We start from the raw sequence: 15,242 nt of genomic DNA on the forward strand, positions 1-15,242 counted from the left end.
AAATCAGTAGAAAAAAATACACTTTTTTAAGGGTTGTATTCTGTTACGCCCGCTGATAGTTTTGCAGAACATACAATAACAAAAAATAAACTATTAAGAATGAAAAAGAGAATCTTTATCCTGGGAATGATTTCCCTGTTTGGGAGTATGCATGCACAGAGAATACAGAAAGGAGAAGCTCAGATCAATGTGGATATAGGAGTAGCAAACGGATGGGGACTTCCTGTATCAGTAGGAGTAGACTACGCTATACATAATGATATCACAGTGGGAATAGAAGGAAGTTATGCTACTGAAAAGTATTCAGGAGACATTAAAGGAAGCTGGTTTGGAGTAGGAGCTAACGGAAACTACCACTTCAATACTTTGCTTAAAATTCCAAATAAATGGGACGTATATGCAGGAGCTACCTTAGCCTACAATTCTTTTTCCTATAAATATAACGGATCAGATTTCGATTATTTCGATGGGAAGTCTTCAGGAGTTGGTTTTGCAGGACAAATCGGAGGCAGATATTTTTTCACCAAAAATCTTGCAGCTCATATAGAATTGGGTGGAGGATCTGTAGCTTCAGGAGGGAAAGCCGGGCTTACTTATAAATTTTAAACTCTATTATTATTTTCAATACAAATCAGTTTTTTCATAGCCTATACGATGTCAGAAGTGACAGCAAGTTTTAAAAAATGGTAACTTCTCAACAGAGCCGTGAAAATATTTCACGGCTTTTGTATGGGTTTTGAAACAAAAAAAGACTGTATAAAACAGTCTTTTTTTATTATATGAAGTATTTTTCAACTTATTGAACCTTTACAATAAAGTAGCTTTTCTTACCTTTTTGCAGTAACAAGAACTTACCGTCAATAAGATCAGTTTCATTCGCTGTAAAAGTATCATTTACCTTTTGCTTGTTGACAGAGATTGCATTTCCTTTGATCTCTCTTTGAGCTTCACTCTTAGATTTCAAGAATCCTGATTTTTCAGAAAGAAGATCTATGATATTCACTCCTAAAACATCAGTTTTTGCAATTTCTTTCTGAGGAACTCCATCAAAAACTTCAAGGAATATTTCTTCATCAAGGCTTACCAGATCTTCAGCAGTAGAACGTCCGAAAAGAATTTCAGAAGCTTTCAGTGCCTTTTCATATTCTTCTCTTCCATGTACCCAAACCGTTACCTCTTCAGCTAATTTCTTTTGCAGCTTTCTTTCGTGCGCCGCTGTTTTATGCTGTTCGATCAAAGCTTCAATCTCTTCTTTTCCAAGGAAAGTGTAGAACTTGATGAATCTTTCGGCATCATCATCAGTAGCATTCAGCCAGAACTGATAAAATTTATAAGGAGATGTTTTCTTTTTATCCAGCCAATAGTTTTCTCCGCTTTCAGACTTCCCGAATTTAGAGCCATCAGCTTTCGTAATCAAAGGAACCGTTAATGCAAACGCTTCACCCTGAGCTTTTCTACGGATCAGTTCAGTTCCAGTAGTGATATTTCCCCACTGGTCAGAACCTCCCATCTGTAATTTTACATTGTTGTTTTGGTAAAGGTGAAGGAAATCATATCCCTGAATTAACTGGTAGGTAAACTCTGTAAAACTCATTCCGTCAACACCTGCGTCTCCGGATAGTCTTTTCTTTACAGAATCTTTAGCCATCATATAATTGACTGTGATATTCTTCCCGACATTCTTAGCAAAATCAAGGAAAGAAATGTTCTTCATCCAGTCATAGTTGTTCACCAGTTCAGCTTTATTGGGCTCATTTCCATCAAAATTTAAGAATTTTGAAAGCTGATTTTTTAAACAGTCAACATAGTGTAAAAGAGTTTCCTCATCCAGAAGATTTCTTTCAGCTGATTTTCCGGAAGGATCACCAATCATTCCTGTAGCACCTCCAACCAAAGCAATAGGTTTGTGGCCATGCTGCTGGAAGTGAGCTAAAATTTTTATTTGAATAAGACTTCCGATATGTAAAGAATCGGCAGTAGGATCAAAACCAATATATGCAGTAGTTACCTCTTTATTCAGTTGTTCATCGGTTCCAGGCATCATATCGGCAAACAGACCACGCCATTTCAGTTCTTCTATAAAGGAATTCATTGATTGTTAACTTTAAAATTTTAAGAAGCAAAGATAGTAAATTCAGAAGGAAGAGGAAAAGGAGAAACAGCAAATAAGCAAAATCATAAAAACCTAAAATACCTTGATAATAACTTTGCCAGCGTGAAACAGATTCGATATTTTCCTCTTTTGCATTTATGCCCCAAATACGCTATATTTGTTATTAATGAACGACGAACAGCTATTCCTGCTCATACAGAAGGCCAAAGATAAAGATCAGAAGGCCCAGACTAAACTCATCAATGTTTTTTGGGTGGATGTTTTCTCTTTTGTCATGAAAAAGGTGAGAGATGAAAATGATGCTGATGAAATTACCGTAAATGTTTTTTCAAAAGTATTGTCGAAACTGGATATGTTTGATCCTCATTTTCAGTTTAAAACCTGGATATTGACCATTGCACAGAATACCGTTATCGATTTCTGGAGAAAAAAGAACCGTGAAAACGAAGATGCTGTTGAAAATCTTGATGAAGTCAAAAACCAATATGCCAAATCTCCGGAAGAACTTCTGATTTCTGAAGAAGAACAGAAGAAAATCATCAAAACCATAGAATCTCTGGATGCCAATTATCAGGATATTATCAAGTTGAGGTTTTTTGAAGAAAAAAGCATCAAAGAAATTTCTGAAGAGCTGGGGATTTCAGTTGCCAATACCAAAGTACGGGTAATGCGTGCTAAAAAAGTCTTAGCTGAACTGTTGAAGAATAATGAGTTTGATGATAATTAAGTCTGGAACTCAATACAGGATATTCAATAGAAACGGGCTTTAGCCCGTTTGCTTAAAAAATTAAAATTCAATTGGCTTTAGCCAAAACTTAAATTTTAAAACCTTTATTTAAAAATAAACTTCCTCTTTTGTTTTCGGAAGAACTATTTTTTGCTGCTTTTCCTGATTTCTGTTCTGCAGATTCATCTTTACGCCTTTATTAATATAGGTTTCCTTCAAAGATTTACCATATTCAGCGGTATTTTCTACCTCTTTTGAATAGTTCAGCTGCCCTGTTGAAAGGTTGAAATCTATATCTTTCCAGTAATCTCCCGGTCTTCCGGAAGTAGATGAAGTTCCTATTAATTCAAAATGTCCGTTCTGAAATCTGTACTTGTCTGTAACGTCCCACTTCCAGCTGCTTCCACCCATTTGAGAAATGATGAGAATTCCTTTTTCAATTTTAGTTTCTCCGTAAGGATCACCCATCATACCTCCGGCACTGCTTTCCATAACTGCATTTCTTGATTTTTCAAGAACGGTCCATTTTCCACTGACTTTTTTCAGAATCTGAATCTCACGGATTTTCCCCAGTTCACCTTCATCTGTTGTTGTATAAATGAGTACTTTTTCAGGAATTTGATCACCATCAAGATCTCCGTCTACCGTTTCCAGAAGGGTAGAACCTGCTGGCTGAAACTGTTTTTGAGCAAGACAGAATGTCCCGGCTGCCATACATAAAAGAAATACTGTTTTTCTCATAAAAAATTTTGAAAACTTAAATGTACAATGAAATTTTGAATTATCAGTTTCATCAATATCTCCGGTTGATGGTTTCCATTAAAAAATCCTTAACTTTGAACTTCAATTTTAGAAATGGAAAATTCAGTTCAAGACACTACCGTTCAAAAACCAAAATGGATCCGCGTAAAACTTCCTACCGGAAAGAATTACAGAGAGCTGAGAACTTTGGTTGATAAATATAAATTAAATACAATCTGCCAGAGTGGAAGCTGCCCGAACATGGGAGAATGTTGGGGTGAAGGTACAGCAACTTTCATGATTTTAGGAAATATCTGTACAAGAAGTTGTGGATTCTGTGGCGTAAAAACAGGAAAACCGCTGGATGTAAATTGGGATGAACCTGAAAAAGTAGCAAGATCAATCAAATTAATGAAGATCAAACATGCCGTTCTTACTTCGGTAGACCGTGATGATCTGAAAGATATGGGATCTATTCTTTGGGGTGAAACAGTGAATGCTGTAAGAAGAATCTCTCCGGGAACCACTATGGAAACTCTGATTCCGGATTTCCAGGGGATCACAAAACATCTTGACAGACTGGTAGATGTAGCTCCGGAAGTAATCTCTCACAATATGGAAACGGTAAAACGTCTGACCAGAGAAGTGAGAATCCAGGCAAAATATGAAAGAAGCCTTGAAGTATTAAGATATCTGAAAGAAGCCGGACAAAGAAGAACCAAAACCGGGGTAATGCTTGGATTAGGTGAAACTAAAGATGAGGTTTTCCAGACAATCGAGGACATTAGAAACGCGAATGTAGATGTTATCACCCTTGGACAATATTTGCAGCCGACTAAAAAACATCTTCCTGTAAAGAAATTCATCACTCCTGAAGAATTTGATGAGTTTGGAGATTTTGCAAGAAGCTTAGGTTTCAGACACGTTGAAAGTTCTCCTCTTGTAAGAAGTTCTTACCACGCAGAAAAACATATTCATTAAAATATAAACCGTTCAGCAATGAGCGGTTTTGTTTTGGGTAGATTGCAGATGTTAGGACGCAGGTAGCAGATGTTATGCTGCAGGGATAAGAGATTTGAAAAAACTCCATTTACAATAACGGCTGCCATAATTCCCCTACTCTGGAGGGGTGGCAAAAATTCAAAGAATTTTTGACGGGGTGGTTTAGTCGTTCCATCAATAACTTACATTACGTCATGTACGTCCTACTTATTACAAGCCGTTTCCTTTGTAATCACTCCAATCCGGCCATTGATTTCAATGGGTTTAAAATGTTTCTTTTTAAATTCGGAAGGCGTTTCTCCTGTATGTTGTTTGAATAGCTTATTAAAGTAAGAAAGACTTTCAAACCCTACCTGAAAGCAAACTTCAGTTACAGAATAATCCTTCAGCAGAAATATTTTAGCCTGATTGATTCTGTAATTATTAACAAAATCTGTAAAGGTCATATTAGTCTGCTTTTTAAAATAACGGCAGAAGGCAGGAGTACTCAGACTTACAATTTGGGCAATTTCATTGACATTGGGTTTCTTGTCATAATTTTCGTGGATATAATCGTAGATGGTTCCCATTCTGATTTTATCATTCAAAAACCATTTGATTCTGGTATCTTCCTTGTTAAGTTCCTTTACTTCCGTTGAATCAGCGAGAATCTGCAGAATTTCAATTAATCCTACCAGGGATTCAAAGGAGTTTTTATCTTTAATGATCTGTAGTTTTTCAACCACTGTATTTTTGGTTTCTCCTGAAAATGAAAGCCCGAGATATGAACGTTCCAAAAGTTTTTTAATATTTTCAAATTCCGGAACAGGAAGAATAATATCCTGAAGGAAACTTTCCCGCATCTGCAGCACAAGCTGTTGACACTCTGTCTGAATACCATAATCAAAATTAAGGTGGGGAACATTAGATCCAATCAGTAAAAGATCACTGTCTGTAAAGGCAGAAATATCTTTTCCTACATGCCGGATTCCGTTCACCGCTTCTACATAGACCAGTTCAATTTCCGGATGATAATGCCAGAAAAAACAGTTTTTCAGGGAAGGGGCAAATAGTTTGAATGATTTCCCTTTTTCAAATTCAATAATTTCTTTCTGGATTTTCATCTTGTTCTCATTTGATTGTTTCTGAATATAAAATTAAATAAAAAGGTTAATATGGAGCAAATTTTTATCATTCAAAGAGGAGTGAAATTCAAACTTTCTTGCGATTTTTGCACTTTCAAAATAAAGACACTCAGTATTTTTGATTTGAAAAGAAATTAATTCAGAAAAAAGATTTAGATATAATGAAGATTGATAAAAGAATAATACCACTGGCTATCGGTGGTTTGGGAATAGGAACTACGGAGTTTACCGTAATGGGACTGTTGCCGGATATTGCAAAAACATTACAGATTACAATCCCGCAGGCCGGACATTTAATTTCTGCGTATGCGATGGGAGTAGTTATCGGAGCTCCGATTCTCATCGGGTACTCAGTGAAGTTCCCCCCTAAAAAAGTTTTGATAGCTTTTATGATCCTTTTTACCCTGTTTAATGGCCTTTCTGCAATTGCTCCCGGATATGACAGTATGCTGGTTATCCGTTTTCTGTCCGGACTTCCTCATGGCGCATTCTTCGGTGTAGGAACAGTAGTTGCCTCAAGAATGGCAGGAAAAGGGAAAGAAGCATTTTATATATCAATGATGTTTACAGGGCTCACGGTTGCCAACCTGGCCATGGTTCCTCTGGTCACCTATATTGGGCATACATTCCACTGGAGACTGTACTTTGCTATTGTGGCGGTGATTGGTCTTTTTGCCATATTATTTTTGAAACTGTGGCTTCCTGCAATGGAATCCAATCAAAATACCCACTTCATGGAAGAGTTGAAATTCCTTAAAAATAAACAGTCGTGGCTTGTCCTTGCCATTACAGCGATTGGATTTGGAGGTCTTTTTACATGGTTAAGCTATATTACCCCTTTGATGACTGTTGTTGCCGGAATCAAAAGCAGCCAAATGGCCTATGTGATGGTTCTTGCCGGAGCCGGAATGGTAGTTGGAAACCTGGTAGGTGGGATTGTCTCAGATAAATTAGGACCTGAAAAAACATGTGCCCTTCTGATCTTCCTGATGATGCTGTCTCTTGGAGGTGTTTTCTTCCTTGCAGAGCATAAGAATATTGCTTTGGTATTGACGTTTATGTGTGGTGCTTTATCTATGTCTATTGCATCACCTATCAATATTATGATGATGAAAGCTGCTCCAAAAAGTGAAATGATGGCCGCTGCTTTTATGCAGGCTGGTTTTAATATTGCCAATGCAATGGGAGCTTTCTTTGGAGGAATTCCTCTGGAATACGGGTATTCATTCAACTATCCGTCGCTGGTGGGAGTGGGAATGACTTTTATAGGATTGGTTATAAGTGTAAGGTATATGTATCTGTACGGTTCTAAGACTGAGGAAGAAGTTGCCGCAGAATGTGTATCATGTGATAAGTAATTTACTGTTGAAATAAAAAAAAGAGCCTGTTTCTCATTGAAACAGGCTCTTCTGTATAAAAATAAAGTTTTATGCCTCTACTTCATCTCCATTTTTACACCAATAGAGGGCATTGTATAAATTTTCTTTGGGGAAAGATTTAAACTCTCCCGGCATCAGAACACTGAAAATACTGGTAAAATCACGTATACCTTCTTTGTCAGTAACAATGGCTGACCGATTCCAGTTGGTAAGATTTTTCAATCCTAACAGCAGATCCTCAAGCCATGCTCCCATGGTAAAATTATCCAGATCGGTATCCAAATACAATAAGTAATTCAGCTCACCGAATTGCTCTACCTTCTCTTTTACGCGCGGAATTACCAGTCTTTCAAAATCCTCTTTCGTTACTTCTCCCGTTGCATTGAATGCTGCAACATTTTCCGGGGCTTCTGGAATAATTGTTATCATAATAAATATTTTATGGTGGTTTGAGTTTAAAAGGATAACAATAATTACACCATAATTTGATGATAAATTGTTAAAAAAGGTATAAATATTGTTACTTTCAGTGTAAAATATTAATATGGATCTCAAATCAAATGAACCTTTCTGGCTTTTAAAAAACGGACTGTTAGCTTCTTATCCTTCTTTACAATCAAATGAAAAATGTGATGTTCTCATTGTTGGAGGCGGCATTACAGGAAGCCTGATTGCCCATCAGATGATAGAAGATGGGTATGATACGATCCTTATTGATAAAAGAGAACTCTGCAATGGAAGCACTTCTGCTACCACTTCAATGCTGCAGTACGAAATAGATGTTCCTCTTTATGAACTGATAGAAAAATTAGGCAAAAAAGGAGCTGTTTTAAGTTATAAAGCCTGTAGTGATGCCATTGATACACTGGAGAAACTTTCAAAAATGATTAAATCCAATGCAGGGTTTAAAAGAAAGAAATCCTTGTACTTTGCTTCAAAAAAGAAAGATGCAGAATGGCTGAAGAAGGAATATCAGGCGAGAAAAGAAAACGGATTTGAGGTGCAGTGGCTGGGAGAGGAACAGATTCTGAAGAAATTTGAATTTGAGAACACATATGGCGGAATATTATCCAGGCAGGGAGCCAGTATTGATGCTTTTCAGTTTGCCCATGAACTTTTTATGTACAATGTAAGGAAAGGACTGAAGATCTTTGATAAGACAGAAATGGTAAAAGTGGAGGAGCATAAAGGTTTTAATCTGGTTACCGTAGACAGTGGATATCAGATCAAAGCAAAAAAGATCATTTACTGCATTGGTTATGAAAGTAAAAATTTACTGAAAGAAAACTTTGTAAATCTGAAAAGTACCTACGCTGTTGTTTCTGAAATAGATAAAGACAAATTTAAAAATATCAGCAATACATTGGTCTGGAATACCGATGATCCTTACCTCTACATGCGGACTACTGACGACGGAAGAATCCTGATCGGAGGAGGAGATGAAGACTTTTATGATGCTGAAAAACGGGATGCTCTCCTCAATAAAAAAGAAAAAGAAATCCTTAAAAATCTGAAGAAAATAAAACCTGATTATCATTTTTACCCTGATTTTGTGTGGGCAGGAACTTTTGGAGAGACTAAAGATGGTCTGCCTTACATTGGAGAATATAAAAAATTGAGAAACTCCTACTTTGTATTAGGTTTTGGAGGAAACGGAATTACTTTTTCGGTTACGGGGATGGAGATGGCCTCTCTATTTATGAAAAACAAAAAGCATCCGTTATCAAGGTATTTTAAATTTGGAAGATAAATTTATGCTCCATTTTAAGCTTCAGGTTCTGCAGATATCCAGTACACAAAAGTTTATTTAGATTCCTACGGAATGACACAATTGAAAAGCTAGTTTATCTAGGCAATTTGTCATTCCATAGAAATCCTGCTTAAATTATTTGAAAAAATGTAGTAAAAAGATACTTTGCCAAATAGTTCGATAGGAAGGGCTCAATTCCCCTCCTCCGGAGGGGTGGCAAAAATTCAAAGAATTTTGACGGGGTGGTTAAAAAAACAGGCAGTCACAAAAAGACTGCCTATTTAACTACAAACTATACCCATTCTTTTTGGCCAGTTCAACAATAGAACTCTCAATTGCTTTTCCCAGATCATCAGAATCATCAGTACCCCGCTTCTTCATTTCTCCGTCAATATAGCTCTGGCGTTTTTTGGAAAGCTCTTCAATTTCCTTCTGAATTTTATCACGGGCGGCAGACTTTGCCGTGATCGTTTTTTGAATTTCTTCCTTGCTTTTTCCTTTCAGCTCGGCAGGAAGTTCACTTTCTTTTACATTGGCAATAAATCCGGCATCCTTTTCAGCTTTATCTACCAGATCCCAGTGGTCATTTTTGTAAGCGTTCTTTTTAGATTTGGCAACAGCTCTTTCCACTAAGTTAGATGCTGACTGTGATTCAGCATTTTTATCCTGCGTGATCTGCTTTAGTCTGTATTCCGAACCATGGTTTCCATAGTAGATATAAGTATCATTCAGCTTTGAATTACATTCGGAAATTTTGCTGTCGTAAGGCGTTTCAATATAGATTACTTTTCTGTCACTGTCGATATTGAAATATTTTCCGCCTCCCAAAGACGCTCCGTTTTGCCAGAACGTCTGAATTCCTTCTTCCCGGCTTCCACAGAAAATAGTATTGGTATAAATATTTTTATCCTTTGCTTTTGAAACAACGTCCTTATAATTTATTTTTCCCTGATTGAAAGCTTCATTTCCTGCAATATAAATCAATTTCATACTTTTATCATTGCTGTCCCAGTTCAGGTTGGCAGAAGCATCACGAATAACAGCACCGCAATATTCACTGCCGCCATTGGTTCTCAAAGCGAATAATTTTTCTGAAATAAGATCAAGATCCTGAGTGAGAGGGGCAACCTGGCGGATGTAATTTTCATCACGGATTCCATCATTTCCATATTCATAGAGGGCAATTTCAATTTGCGGGGCTTTTCCGTTGTACTTTAGAGTGGTCAACGTATTCACAATATTCCACAGCCTGGATTTTGCCTGATCAATCAATCCGTCCATACTATTGGAAGTATCCAGTAAAAGAGCGACCTGAATTTTATTGTCCTTTATGGTCGAGTTCGCCGGAATCAATGTTACTTTTTGTACCGGTAAATGGCTTTCAACATTACTTTTTGTAGAGCGGTTTTCCGGAAAATTACCGGAGCTTAAAAAAGCTGTTCCCGCTGCAAGTGCTAAGATTTTTAGAGTTGTCATATTGTTATTTTTTTATAAGTTGTTTGTTGTAATTAGGTAACGTTCATCGTTTATTATTTTGAATTCTGAAGTAAAATTATCCCTATTTAAGACTTAAAATTTGGAAACTTGGTGAACTGAAGGTTTCACTTGGTAGATGATAAAACAAGGGAAAATCTGATTATATGTTCAGGGCGATAATGCTGGTCTAATGTATAATTTCACTACTGCCACGAGTGTCAGGCTGAGCGGAGTCGAAGCCTTTATCATTGAACAGATGTTAATAGATCGGCAAGTATTTTTCTTCGGTCAGAAACTTAATAACCGAATAGCATAAAACAAAAAAACAGCTCCCAAAGGAACTGTCTTTTAAATCTGTTATTTTAAAGTATTTCGTATCTTGTTTTGATGCTGTATTTCAGCTTGATGTTTTCAATATTATCGAAAGAATAATCTACCGGAGCATCAGCCATTTCCAGCTGGATATTGCTTGCTCTTCCTTTATAAGCTGCGGGCATGATCATATCGCTGGTGTAGTCTTCTATTTCTACAATTTCAAGAGCATTTCCTGTCTTTTTACCCATGCTTTCCAATAAATAATCTGCTTTTTCTTTAGCGGCTTTTAAAGCGTTGATCTTAACTGCTTTTCTAAAATCTGCAATTTTGGTATTCTTTACCTCTGCGATGTTCAGGCTGCTTACCCATTTTTGGTTCAGGTCTTCAAAAATTTTACTCAGACTTGATTTTGTGCTGGCTTTAAACTGATAGCTTTTAGTAAACTTTGCTGTTTTAGAGTAAATATTCTGATACATTGATTTGAACTTAATGTCTTCGTTCTTTACGCCTGCGTTCTTTAAAGTTTCAAATAACTTCTTCTCATTATCTGCCAGATCATTTTTGTTGTCTGCTTTTATTCCGATGCTGAAGATGATTTCATCCGGTTCTACTTCCATTTCCGCAACACCTGTTACTTCAATTGCATTTTTCTTTACTTCTTGTGTCTGTGCATTTATAAAGCTTCCAAGAGTTAAAATTCCGATTAATAAAAAATGTTTCAATTTCATAATTTCCTGTTTTTAAATTTTTAATTACTGATGTAAAATTACGCCGATCAGAAGCCCGAAACCGGGAGACTTGGTGAAACGGAGCTTTCACTTGGTGAGTTCCGAAAAATGATTAGTTTCCTTTATTCTTTTTCAGATCATATTTTACGTTGAGGTTCATGATATATTGTATACCCACTTCCGGATCAGCATTATTGATTACTTTATCAAAGCCGGTATAATCTGTCCCATCATAATAAAAGGTTTTAGATTTTCTTTCTTCCTTTCTGACATATTTGGAATCATATCCATACGTAACATTGGCACTTTCAAAAGCTGTATAATTCTGATATTGGCTTTTTGGAAAAACATAAGTAAAGCCTGAAGAAGCGGTGGGATTTCCAATAATTTCCTTTTTAAACAGTTTAAAATAATTTTCCTTTTTTTTGTCGAAAACCGAATAAGCCTCTTTGAGAAGTTCTTCCTGGATTTTATCAATATCACTATTGATATAATCTACCTTAATAACATCATAGATCTGGAAGTCTGAAGCTTCAGAGATCAGTTTTTCAATCATTGAGTGTTTGTTTACCGTAATAATGATGTTTTTCTTGGTTTCAAATCCATCCATTTTCTGGATGGCAGTCTGTGAATCTTTATTAACGTTGTAGTCATAGATTTTGGTCTGAGAGATAAAGTCTACAAAGATATCATTGTCTTTGATGCCCATTGAGGATATTCTTTTCATAAAACCGCTGATTCTCCTGTTGATATTTTCAATGGCAATTTTTGGAGTGGCTGCTTCTTCATTCAAACCCAGTGTAAGTTTATATTGGTCTGCCGTTTTGTTCATCAATACTTTTACGGTGATAATTAAGGTTGAATCGGTAGCAAAATAGGTATTGGTGTTGATGAATTCAGGTAAATTTCTGGGAGTGGAATAATCGTTGTTATTTCTGTCTCTGTAGATTTGGTTTCCTCCGACCTGTGCTTTTGAAAGACTTAAAAAAGATACCATAATGAGTAAAAAAGTAAGAGTTAGTTTTTTCATGATTTTTAAATTTGAATTATTTTGCTCCAAACTTAGCCTTACACTCACATTATCAAAGACTAAACTTGGTGAAAGGGGATTTTCGCTTGGTGAATAGTTTTTGAATACACTATATATATGTATATCTTTGTTTTATGAAAATGTTTACACTTCTTTCAATCTTTTTACTGATGTTTTGGGGAAACACAATGTCTTCCCAAACCACTAATACTACCGCTGCTGCGGTGGAAGATGTACAGGTGGAGACAAAGAAGCTGAAAAAAGCAATGGATACGAAAAATGAACCTGCCCAGGCAGATTCTTATTATAATATTGGTGAAACCTTTTTTAACAGCGGGAACTTTCCGAAGAGTGAAGAGTATTACACCAAAGCCAAAAATCTGTATGAAAAACTTAATGACAAGCCTAATATTGAAAAAGCAACCCGCAGATTAGCCCAGTCACAGGAAAAGCAGAATAAAATAACGCCTGCGATCAGTAACTATGGCAGAGCGGCACAAATGAGTTACAGTGAAAAAAGTAAGGCAGTTAATTCTAATGACGTTACAAGGCTTTCTTCGGCTACACCAGAGCTTAAGGCAGAAGCTATCCAGAGTAATATTAACTTAAGTAAAAAAGAAAACGAACAGGGTGATCTTGCAGAAAGCTACAGTCAGCTGGCTGATGTAAATCTCAAACAGAAAGATGTTTCCAGTGCCGAAGAAAACCTGAATACAGCCTATAAAATTTCTAAAAGAGAAGCTCCGCAGCAAGCTTTGGCCATCAATCAGAAGCTTGCAGATCTTTACGTTGAAAACAAAAACTTTGAAAAAGCTATTGAAGCTAAAAAGAAAGTTTTGAAGGAAGATTTTGTAAAAGAAAACTCACAGGAAAAGGTCAATCAAATACAAGAACTGGCGGATATTTATATTAAAAAGAATGATCCGAAAGAAGCGGTAGACCTGTTGAAAAATGCCTATGGAATTGCCTTGGATAAAGGTCATACGCTGGAAGCTCAAAGAAGCGTAAAAAAACTGGACAGCCTGTATGCCATTTCAGGAAATATTGATGCTTCCGTTCAATTGTACAGAGATTTTCTGGGGAAACTTCCCAATCTTGTTTCCAAGGATAGAAGTCTCGTAGACAATAAAATCCTGGAAGATACCGAACAACGAATTTCACAGCTGGAAAAAGAAAGAGAATTGAAAGATGAGCTTATCCGCAAGAAAAATGTATTCAACTATAGTTTGATCGGAGCTTTGGTTCTGCTTACCGGATTAATTGTTTTTATTTTCAGAACCCTGAAAAAGGTTCAGACAAAGAATAAAAAAATTGCTCTTCAGTCTTTGCGCAGAGAGATGAACCCGCATTTTATTTTTAACAGCCTGAATAGTGTTAATCATTTTATTGCGACCAATAATGAGCTGGAAGCCAATCAGTATCTGACAAAATTCTCCAAGCTGATGCGTGGCGTGATGGAAAATTCTACTGAAGATTTTATTCCTTTCCAGCAGGAGCTTGATCTTCTCCAAAATTATCTTGCCCTTGAAAAAACACGTTTTGCTGATAAATTTGATTACGAAATCGATGTAGATGAAAGTCTGAATATGCAAAACCTGCAGATCCCGGGAATGCTCATACAGCCGTTTCTGGAAAATGCAATATGGCACGGACTCCGCTACAGAACAGAAAAAGGATTTTTAAAACTGAACTTTGAGAAAAGTGAATCCTACCTTAAAATCCTTATTGAAGACAACGGAATAGGCATCGAAGAAAGCAAAAAGCAGAAAACCCAGCATCAGAAAACAAGAGAGGGCAGAGGAATGAAAAATACTTTGGAAAGAATTCAGCTGCTCAACGATTTGTATAAAAAAGATATTACCTGCTCTGTACAGGATAAAGAAAATAATACCGGAGTTTTGGTAACGCTCCAGATCAATTTGATCTGATCTGAATTCAGGTTAGATCTTCTTTTATAAATTGATGACGATTTAGGGTAATATAACTCTATAAGCTCTTTGGTCAGATTGTATGATTGATTAAAAATTCTTAATTTGCATCTGCAACCCACTGGCTGCTACCTAATATCTGACCTCAATGAAAATAAAAGCCGTAATTGTAGACGATGAACTCATCGCAAGAGAAGTTTTACGAAGCTATCTTACCAAATACTGTCCACAGGTGGAAATTCTTGGCGAGGCTGAAAATATTAAAGAAGCAGTGCCGTTGATTGCTGAAAAGCAACCTCAGCTGGTATTCCTGGATGTAGAAATGCCCTTCGGAAATGCCTTTGACGTATTGGAAGCTACCAAAGCGTTTTCCTATGAAACGATTTTCATTACTGCGTTTTCACAATATTCATTACAGGCGTTAAATAAATCGGCAAGTTATTATATTTTAAAACCTATTGACATTCAGGAGCTGATTCTTGCGGTGAATAAAGTAGTAGAAAGTCTTGAGAAAAAAGAAGAACTCAACCGGAATAAGATACTGCTTGAAAACCTGAAGCTAAAACCTGAAAAACAGCAGCTGATTCTTCCTACCCTGCAGGGATTTGATGTCGTAAAGACTGAAGATATTGTGAGACTTCAGGCTGATGGAAATTTTACGCAGGTTTACCTTACAGATGGTTCAAAAAAGATGGTATGCCGCTTTTTGAAACATTTCGATGATCTGCTGGAAAGCCCGTTTGTGAGAGTTCACCGTTCCCATATCATCAATACAGGATTTGTGAAATCTTACCATAAAAGCGGAACCGTAATGTTGTCTGATGATACGGAAATTGAAGTTTCAGGAAGCTTTAAAGATAATTTCCTGAAAGTCTTTTCATAGAATTTATGGGTCCTTAACAGACCAAAGGCATTATTTTTGACGTTTT

At 36.5% G+C, this 15,242-nt stretch carries 14 protein-coding genes; 7 read left to right on the plus strand and 7 right to left on the minus strand.

Going from position 1 to position 15,242, the window contains the following annotated elements:
* Positions 1–99: 99 nt before the first annotated feature.
* Positions 100–606 (plus strand): outer membrane protein, encoded by a 507-nt coding sequence (locus DYR29_RS21085; protein ID WP_213278390.1) that lies wholly within the window; start codon positions 100–102, stop codon positions 604–606.
* A gap of 190 nt (positions 607–796) precedes the next feature.
* On the opposite strand, the gene tyrS is transcribed toward DYR29_RS21085, so the two are convergent.
* Positions 797–2,092, minus strand: a complete 1,296-nt coding sequence (gene tyrS, locus DYR29_RS21090) for a tyrosine--tRNA ligase (protein ID WP_213278391.1) — start codon at positions 2,090–2,092, stop codon at positions 797–799.
* A gap of 187 nt (positions 2,093–2,279) precedes the next feature.
* Here tyrS and DYR29_RS21095 point away from each other — a divergent pair, with 187 nt between their 5' ends.
* Entirely contained in the window at positions 2,280–2,840 is a 561-nt protein-coding gene (locus DYR29_RS21095) for an RNA polymerase sigma factor (protein WP_213278392.1), read from the plus strand.
* Between the two features lie 108 nt (positions 2,841–2,948).
* On the opposite strand, the gene DYR29_RS21100 is transcribed toward DYR29_RS21095, so the two are convergent.
* Positions 2,949–3,581 carry a hypothetical protein gene (locus DYR29_RS21100; RefSeq protein WP_213278393.1) on the minus strand — a complete coding sequence of 211 codons (633 nt, stop codon included), beginning with the start codon at positions 3,579–3,581 and terminating at the stop codon, positions 2,949–2,951.
* A gap of 114 nt (positions 3,582–3,695) precedes the next feature.
* Between DYR29_RS21100 and lipA the strand changes: the two genes are divergently transcribed.
* A complete protein-coding gene (gene lipA, locus DYR29_RS21105) occupies positions 3,696–4,562 on the plus strand; it encodes a lipoyl synthase (protein ID WP_076596790.1) in 867 nt (288 codons plus the stop codon).
* A 224-nt stretch (positions 4,563–4,786) separates the two neighbouring features.
* On the opposite strand, the gene DYR29_RS21110 is transcribed toward lipA, so the two are convergent.
* Complete coding sequence (locus DYR29_RS21110; RefSeq protein WP_213278394.1) at positions 4,787–5,686, minus strand: AraC family transcriptional regulator; 900 nt, start codon at positions 5,684–5,686, stop codon at positions 4,787–4,789.
* A 182-nt stretch (positions 5,687–5,868) separates the two neighbouring features.
* Between DYR29_RS21110 and DYR29_RS21115 the strand changes: the two genes are divergently transcribed.
* Positions 5,869–7,065 (plus strand): MFS transporter, encoded by a 1,197-nt coding sequence (locus DYR29_RS21115; RefSeq protein ID WP_213278395.1) that lies wholly within the window; start codon positions 5,869–5,871, stop codon positions 7,063–7,065.
* 69 nt (positions 7,066–7,134) lie between these two features.
* On the opposite strand, the gene DYR29_RS21120 is transcribed toward DYR29_RS21115, so the two are convergent.
* Entirely contained in the window at positions 7,135–7,515 is a 381-nt protein-coding gene (locus DYR29_RS21120; RefSeq protein WP_047377160.1) for an STAS/SEC14 domain-containing protein, read from the minus strand.
* A 115-nt stretch (positions 7,516–7,630) separates the two neighbouring features.
* Between DYR29_RS21120 and DYR29_RS21125 the strand changes: the two genes are divergently transcribed.
* Positions 7,631–8,836: an NAD(P)/FAD-dependent oxidoreductase gene (locus DYR29_RS21125; protein WP_213278396.1), complete on the plus strand. Its 1,206-nt coding sequence runs from the start codon at positions 7,631–7,633 to the stop codon at positions 8,834–8,836.
* A gap of 285 nt (positions 8,837–9,121) precedes the next feature.
* Here the strand turns inward: DYR29_RS21125 and DYR29_RS21130 are convergent, their stop codons facing one another.
* The 3 genes from DYR29_RS21130 to DYR29_RS21140 all read right to left on the minus strand — a co-directional run bounded on the left by DYR29_RS21130 (position 9,122) and on the right by DYR29_RS21140 (position 12,385).
* Positions 9,122–10,312, minus strand: coding sequence for a VWA domain-containing protein (locus DYR29_RS21130; RefSeq protein WP_213278397.1), 1,191 nt, complete (start codon positions 10,310–10,312; stop codon positions 9,122–9,124).
* A gap of 362 nt (positions 10,313–10,674) precedes the next feature.
* Positions 10,675–11,355, minus strand: a complete 681-nt coding sequence (locus tag DYR29_RS21135; protein WP_213278398.1) for an SIMPL domain-containing protein — start codon at positions 11,353–11,355, stop codon at positions 10,675–10,677.
* 112 nt (positions 11,356–11,467) lie between these two features.
* Positions 11,468–12,385: an SIMPL domain-containing protein gene (locus tag DYR29_RS21140; protein WP_213278399.1), complete on the minus strand. Its 918-nt coding sequence runs from the start codon at positions 12,383–12,385 to the stop codon at positions 11,468–11,470.
* Positions 12,386–12,519: 134 nt separating this feature from the next.
* Here DYR29_RS21140 and DYR29_RS21145 point away from each other — a divergent pair, with 134 nt between their 5' ends.
* A complete protein-coding gene (locus DYR29_RS21145; RefSeq protein ID WP_213278400.1) occupies positions 12,520–14,313 on the plus strand; it encodes a tetratricopeptide repeat-containing sensor histidine kinase in 1,794 nt (597 codons plus the stop codon).
* Positions 14,314–14,461: 148 nt separating this feature from the next.
* The gene (locus DYR29_RS21150) at positions 14,462–15,196 is read left to right on the plus strand and encodes a LytR/AlgR family response regulator transcription factor (RefSeq protein WP_213278401.1); all 735 of its coding nucleotides are present in this window, start codon (positions 14,462–14,464) and stop codon (positions 15,194–15,196) included.
* Positions 15,197–15,242: the final 46 nt, after the last annotated feature.

Origin of the sequence: Chryseobacterium indologenes (genome assembly GCF_018362995.1) — a bacterium.
In the GTDB taxonomy this organism is placed as follows: Bacteria; Bacteroidota; Bacteroidia; order Flavobacteriales; family Weeksellaceae; genus Chryseobacterium; species Chryseobacterium indologenes_G.

What these genes read in the sequence shown, in the direction of transcription:
- DYR29_RS21110 (WP_213278394.1), bottom strand. Translation starts at nt 5,686, where the DNA reads ATGAAAATCCAGAAAGAAATTATTGAATTTGAAAAAGGGAAATCATTC.
- DYR29_RS21100 (WP_213278393.1), bottom strand. Translation starts at nt 3,581, where the DNA reads ATGAGAAAAACAGTATTTCTTTTATGTATGGCAGCCGGGACATTCTGT.
- DYR29_RS21150 (WP_213278401.1), top strand. Translation starts at nt 14,462, where the DNA reads ATGAAAATAAAAGCCGTAATTGTAGACGATGAACTCATCGCAAGAGAA.
- DYR29_RS21120 (WP_047377160.1), bottom strand. Translation starts at nt 7,515, where the DNA reads ATGATAACAATTATTCCAGAAGCCCCGGAAAATGTTGCAGCATTCAAT.
- DYR29_RS21130 (WP_213278397.1), bottom strand. Translation starts at nt 10,312, where the DNA reads ATGACAACTCTAAAAATCTTAGCACTTGCAGCGGGAACAGCTTTTTTA.
- DYR29_RS21095 (WP_213278392.1), top strand. Translation starts at nt 2,280, where the DNA reads ATGAACGACGAACAGCTATTCCTGCTCATACAGAAGGCCAAAGATAAA.
- DYR29_RS21145 (WP_213278400.1), top strand. Translation starts at nt 12,520, where the DNA reads ATGAAAATGTTTACACTTCTTTCAATCTTTTTACTGATGTTTTGGGGA.
- DYR29_RS21085 (WP_213278390.1), top strand. Translation starts at nt 100, where the DNA reads ATGAAAAAGAGAATCTTTATCCTGGGAATGATTTCCCTGTTTGGGAGT.
- DYR29_RS21140 (WP_213278399.1), bottom strand. Translation starts at nt 12,385, where the DNA reads ATGAAAAAACTAACTCTTACTTTTTTACTCATTATGGTATCTTTTTTA.
- DYR29_RS21135 (WP_213278398.1), bottom strand. Translation starts at nt 11,355, where the DNA reads ATGAAATTGAAACATTTTTTATTAATCGGAATTTTAACTCTTGGAAGC.
- DYR29_RS21125 (WP_213278396.1), top strand. Translation starts at nt 7,631, where the DNA reads ATGGATCTCAAATCAAATGAACCTTTCTGGCTTTTAAAAAACGGACTG.
- tyrS (WP_213278391.1), bottom strand. Translation starts at nt 2,092, where the DNA reads ATGAATTCCTTTATAGAAGAACTGAAATGGCGTGGTCTGTTTGCCGAT.
- lipA (WP_076596790.1), top strand. Translation starts at nt 3,696, where the DNA reads ATGGAAAATTCAGTTCAAGACACTACCGTTCAAAAACCAAAATGGATC.
- DYR29_RS21115 (WP_213278395.1), top strand. Translation starts at nt 5,869, where the DNA reads ATGAAGATTGATAAAAGAATAATACCACTGGCTATCGGTGGTTTGGGA.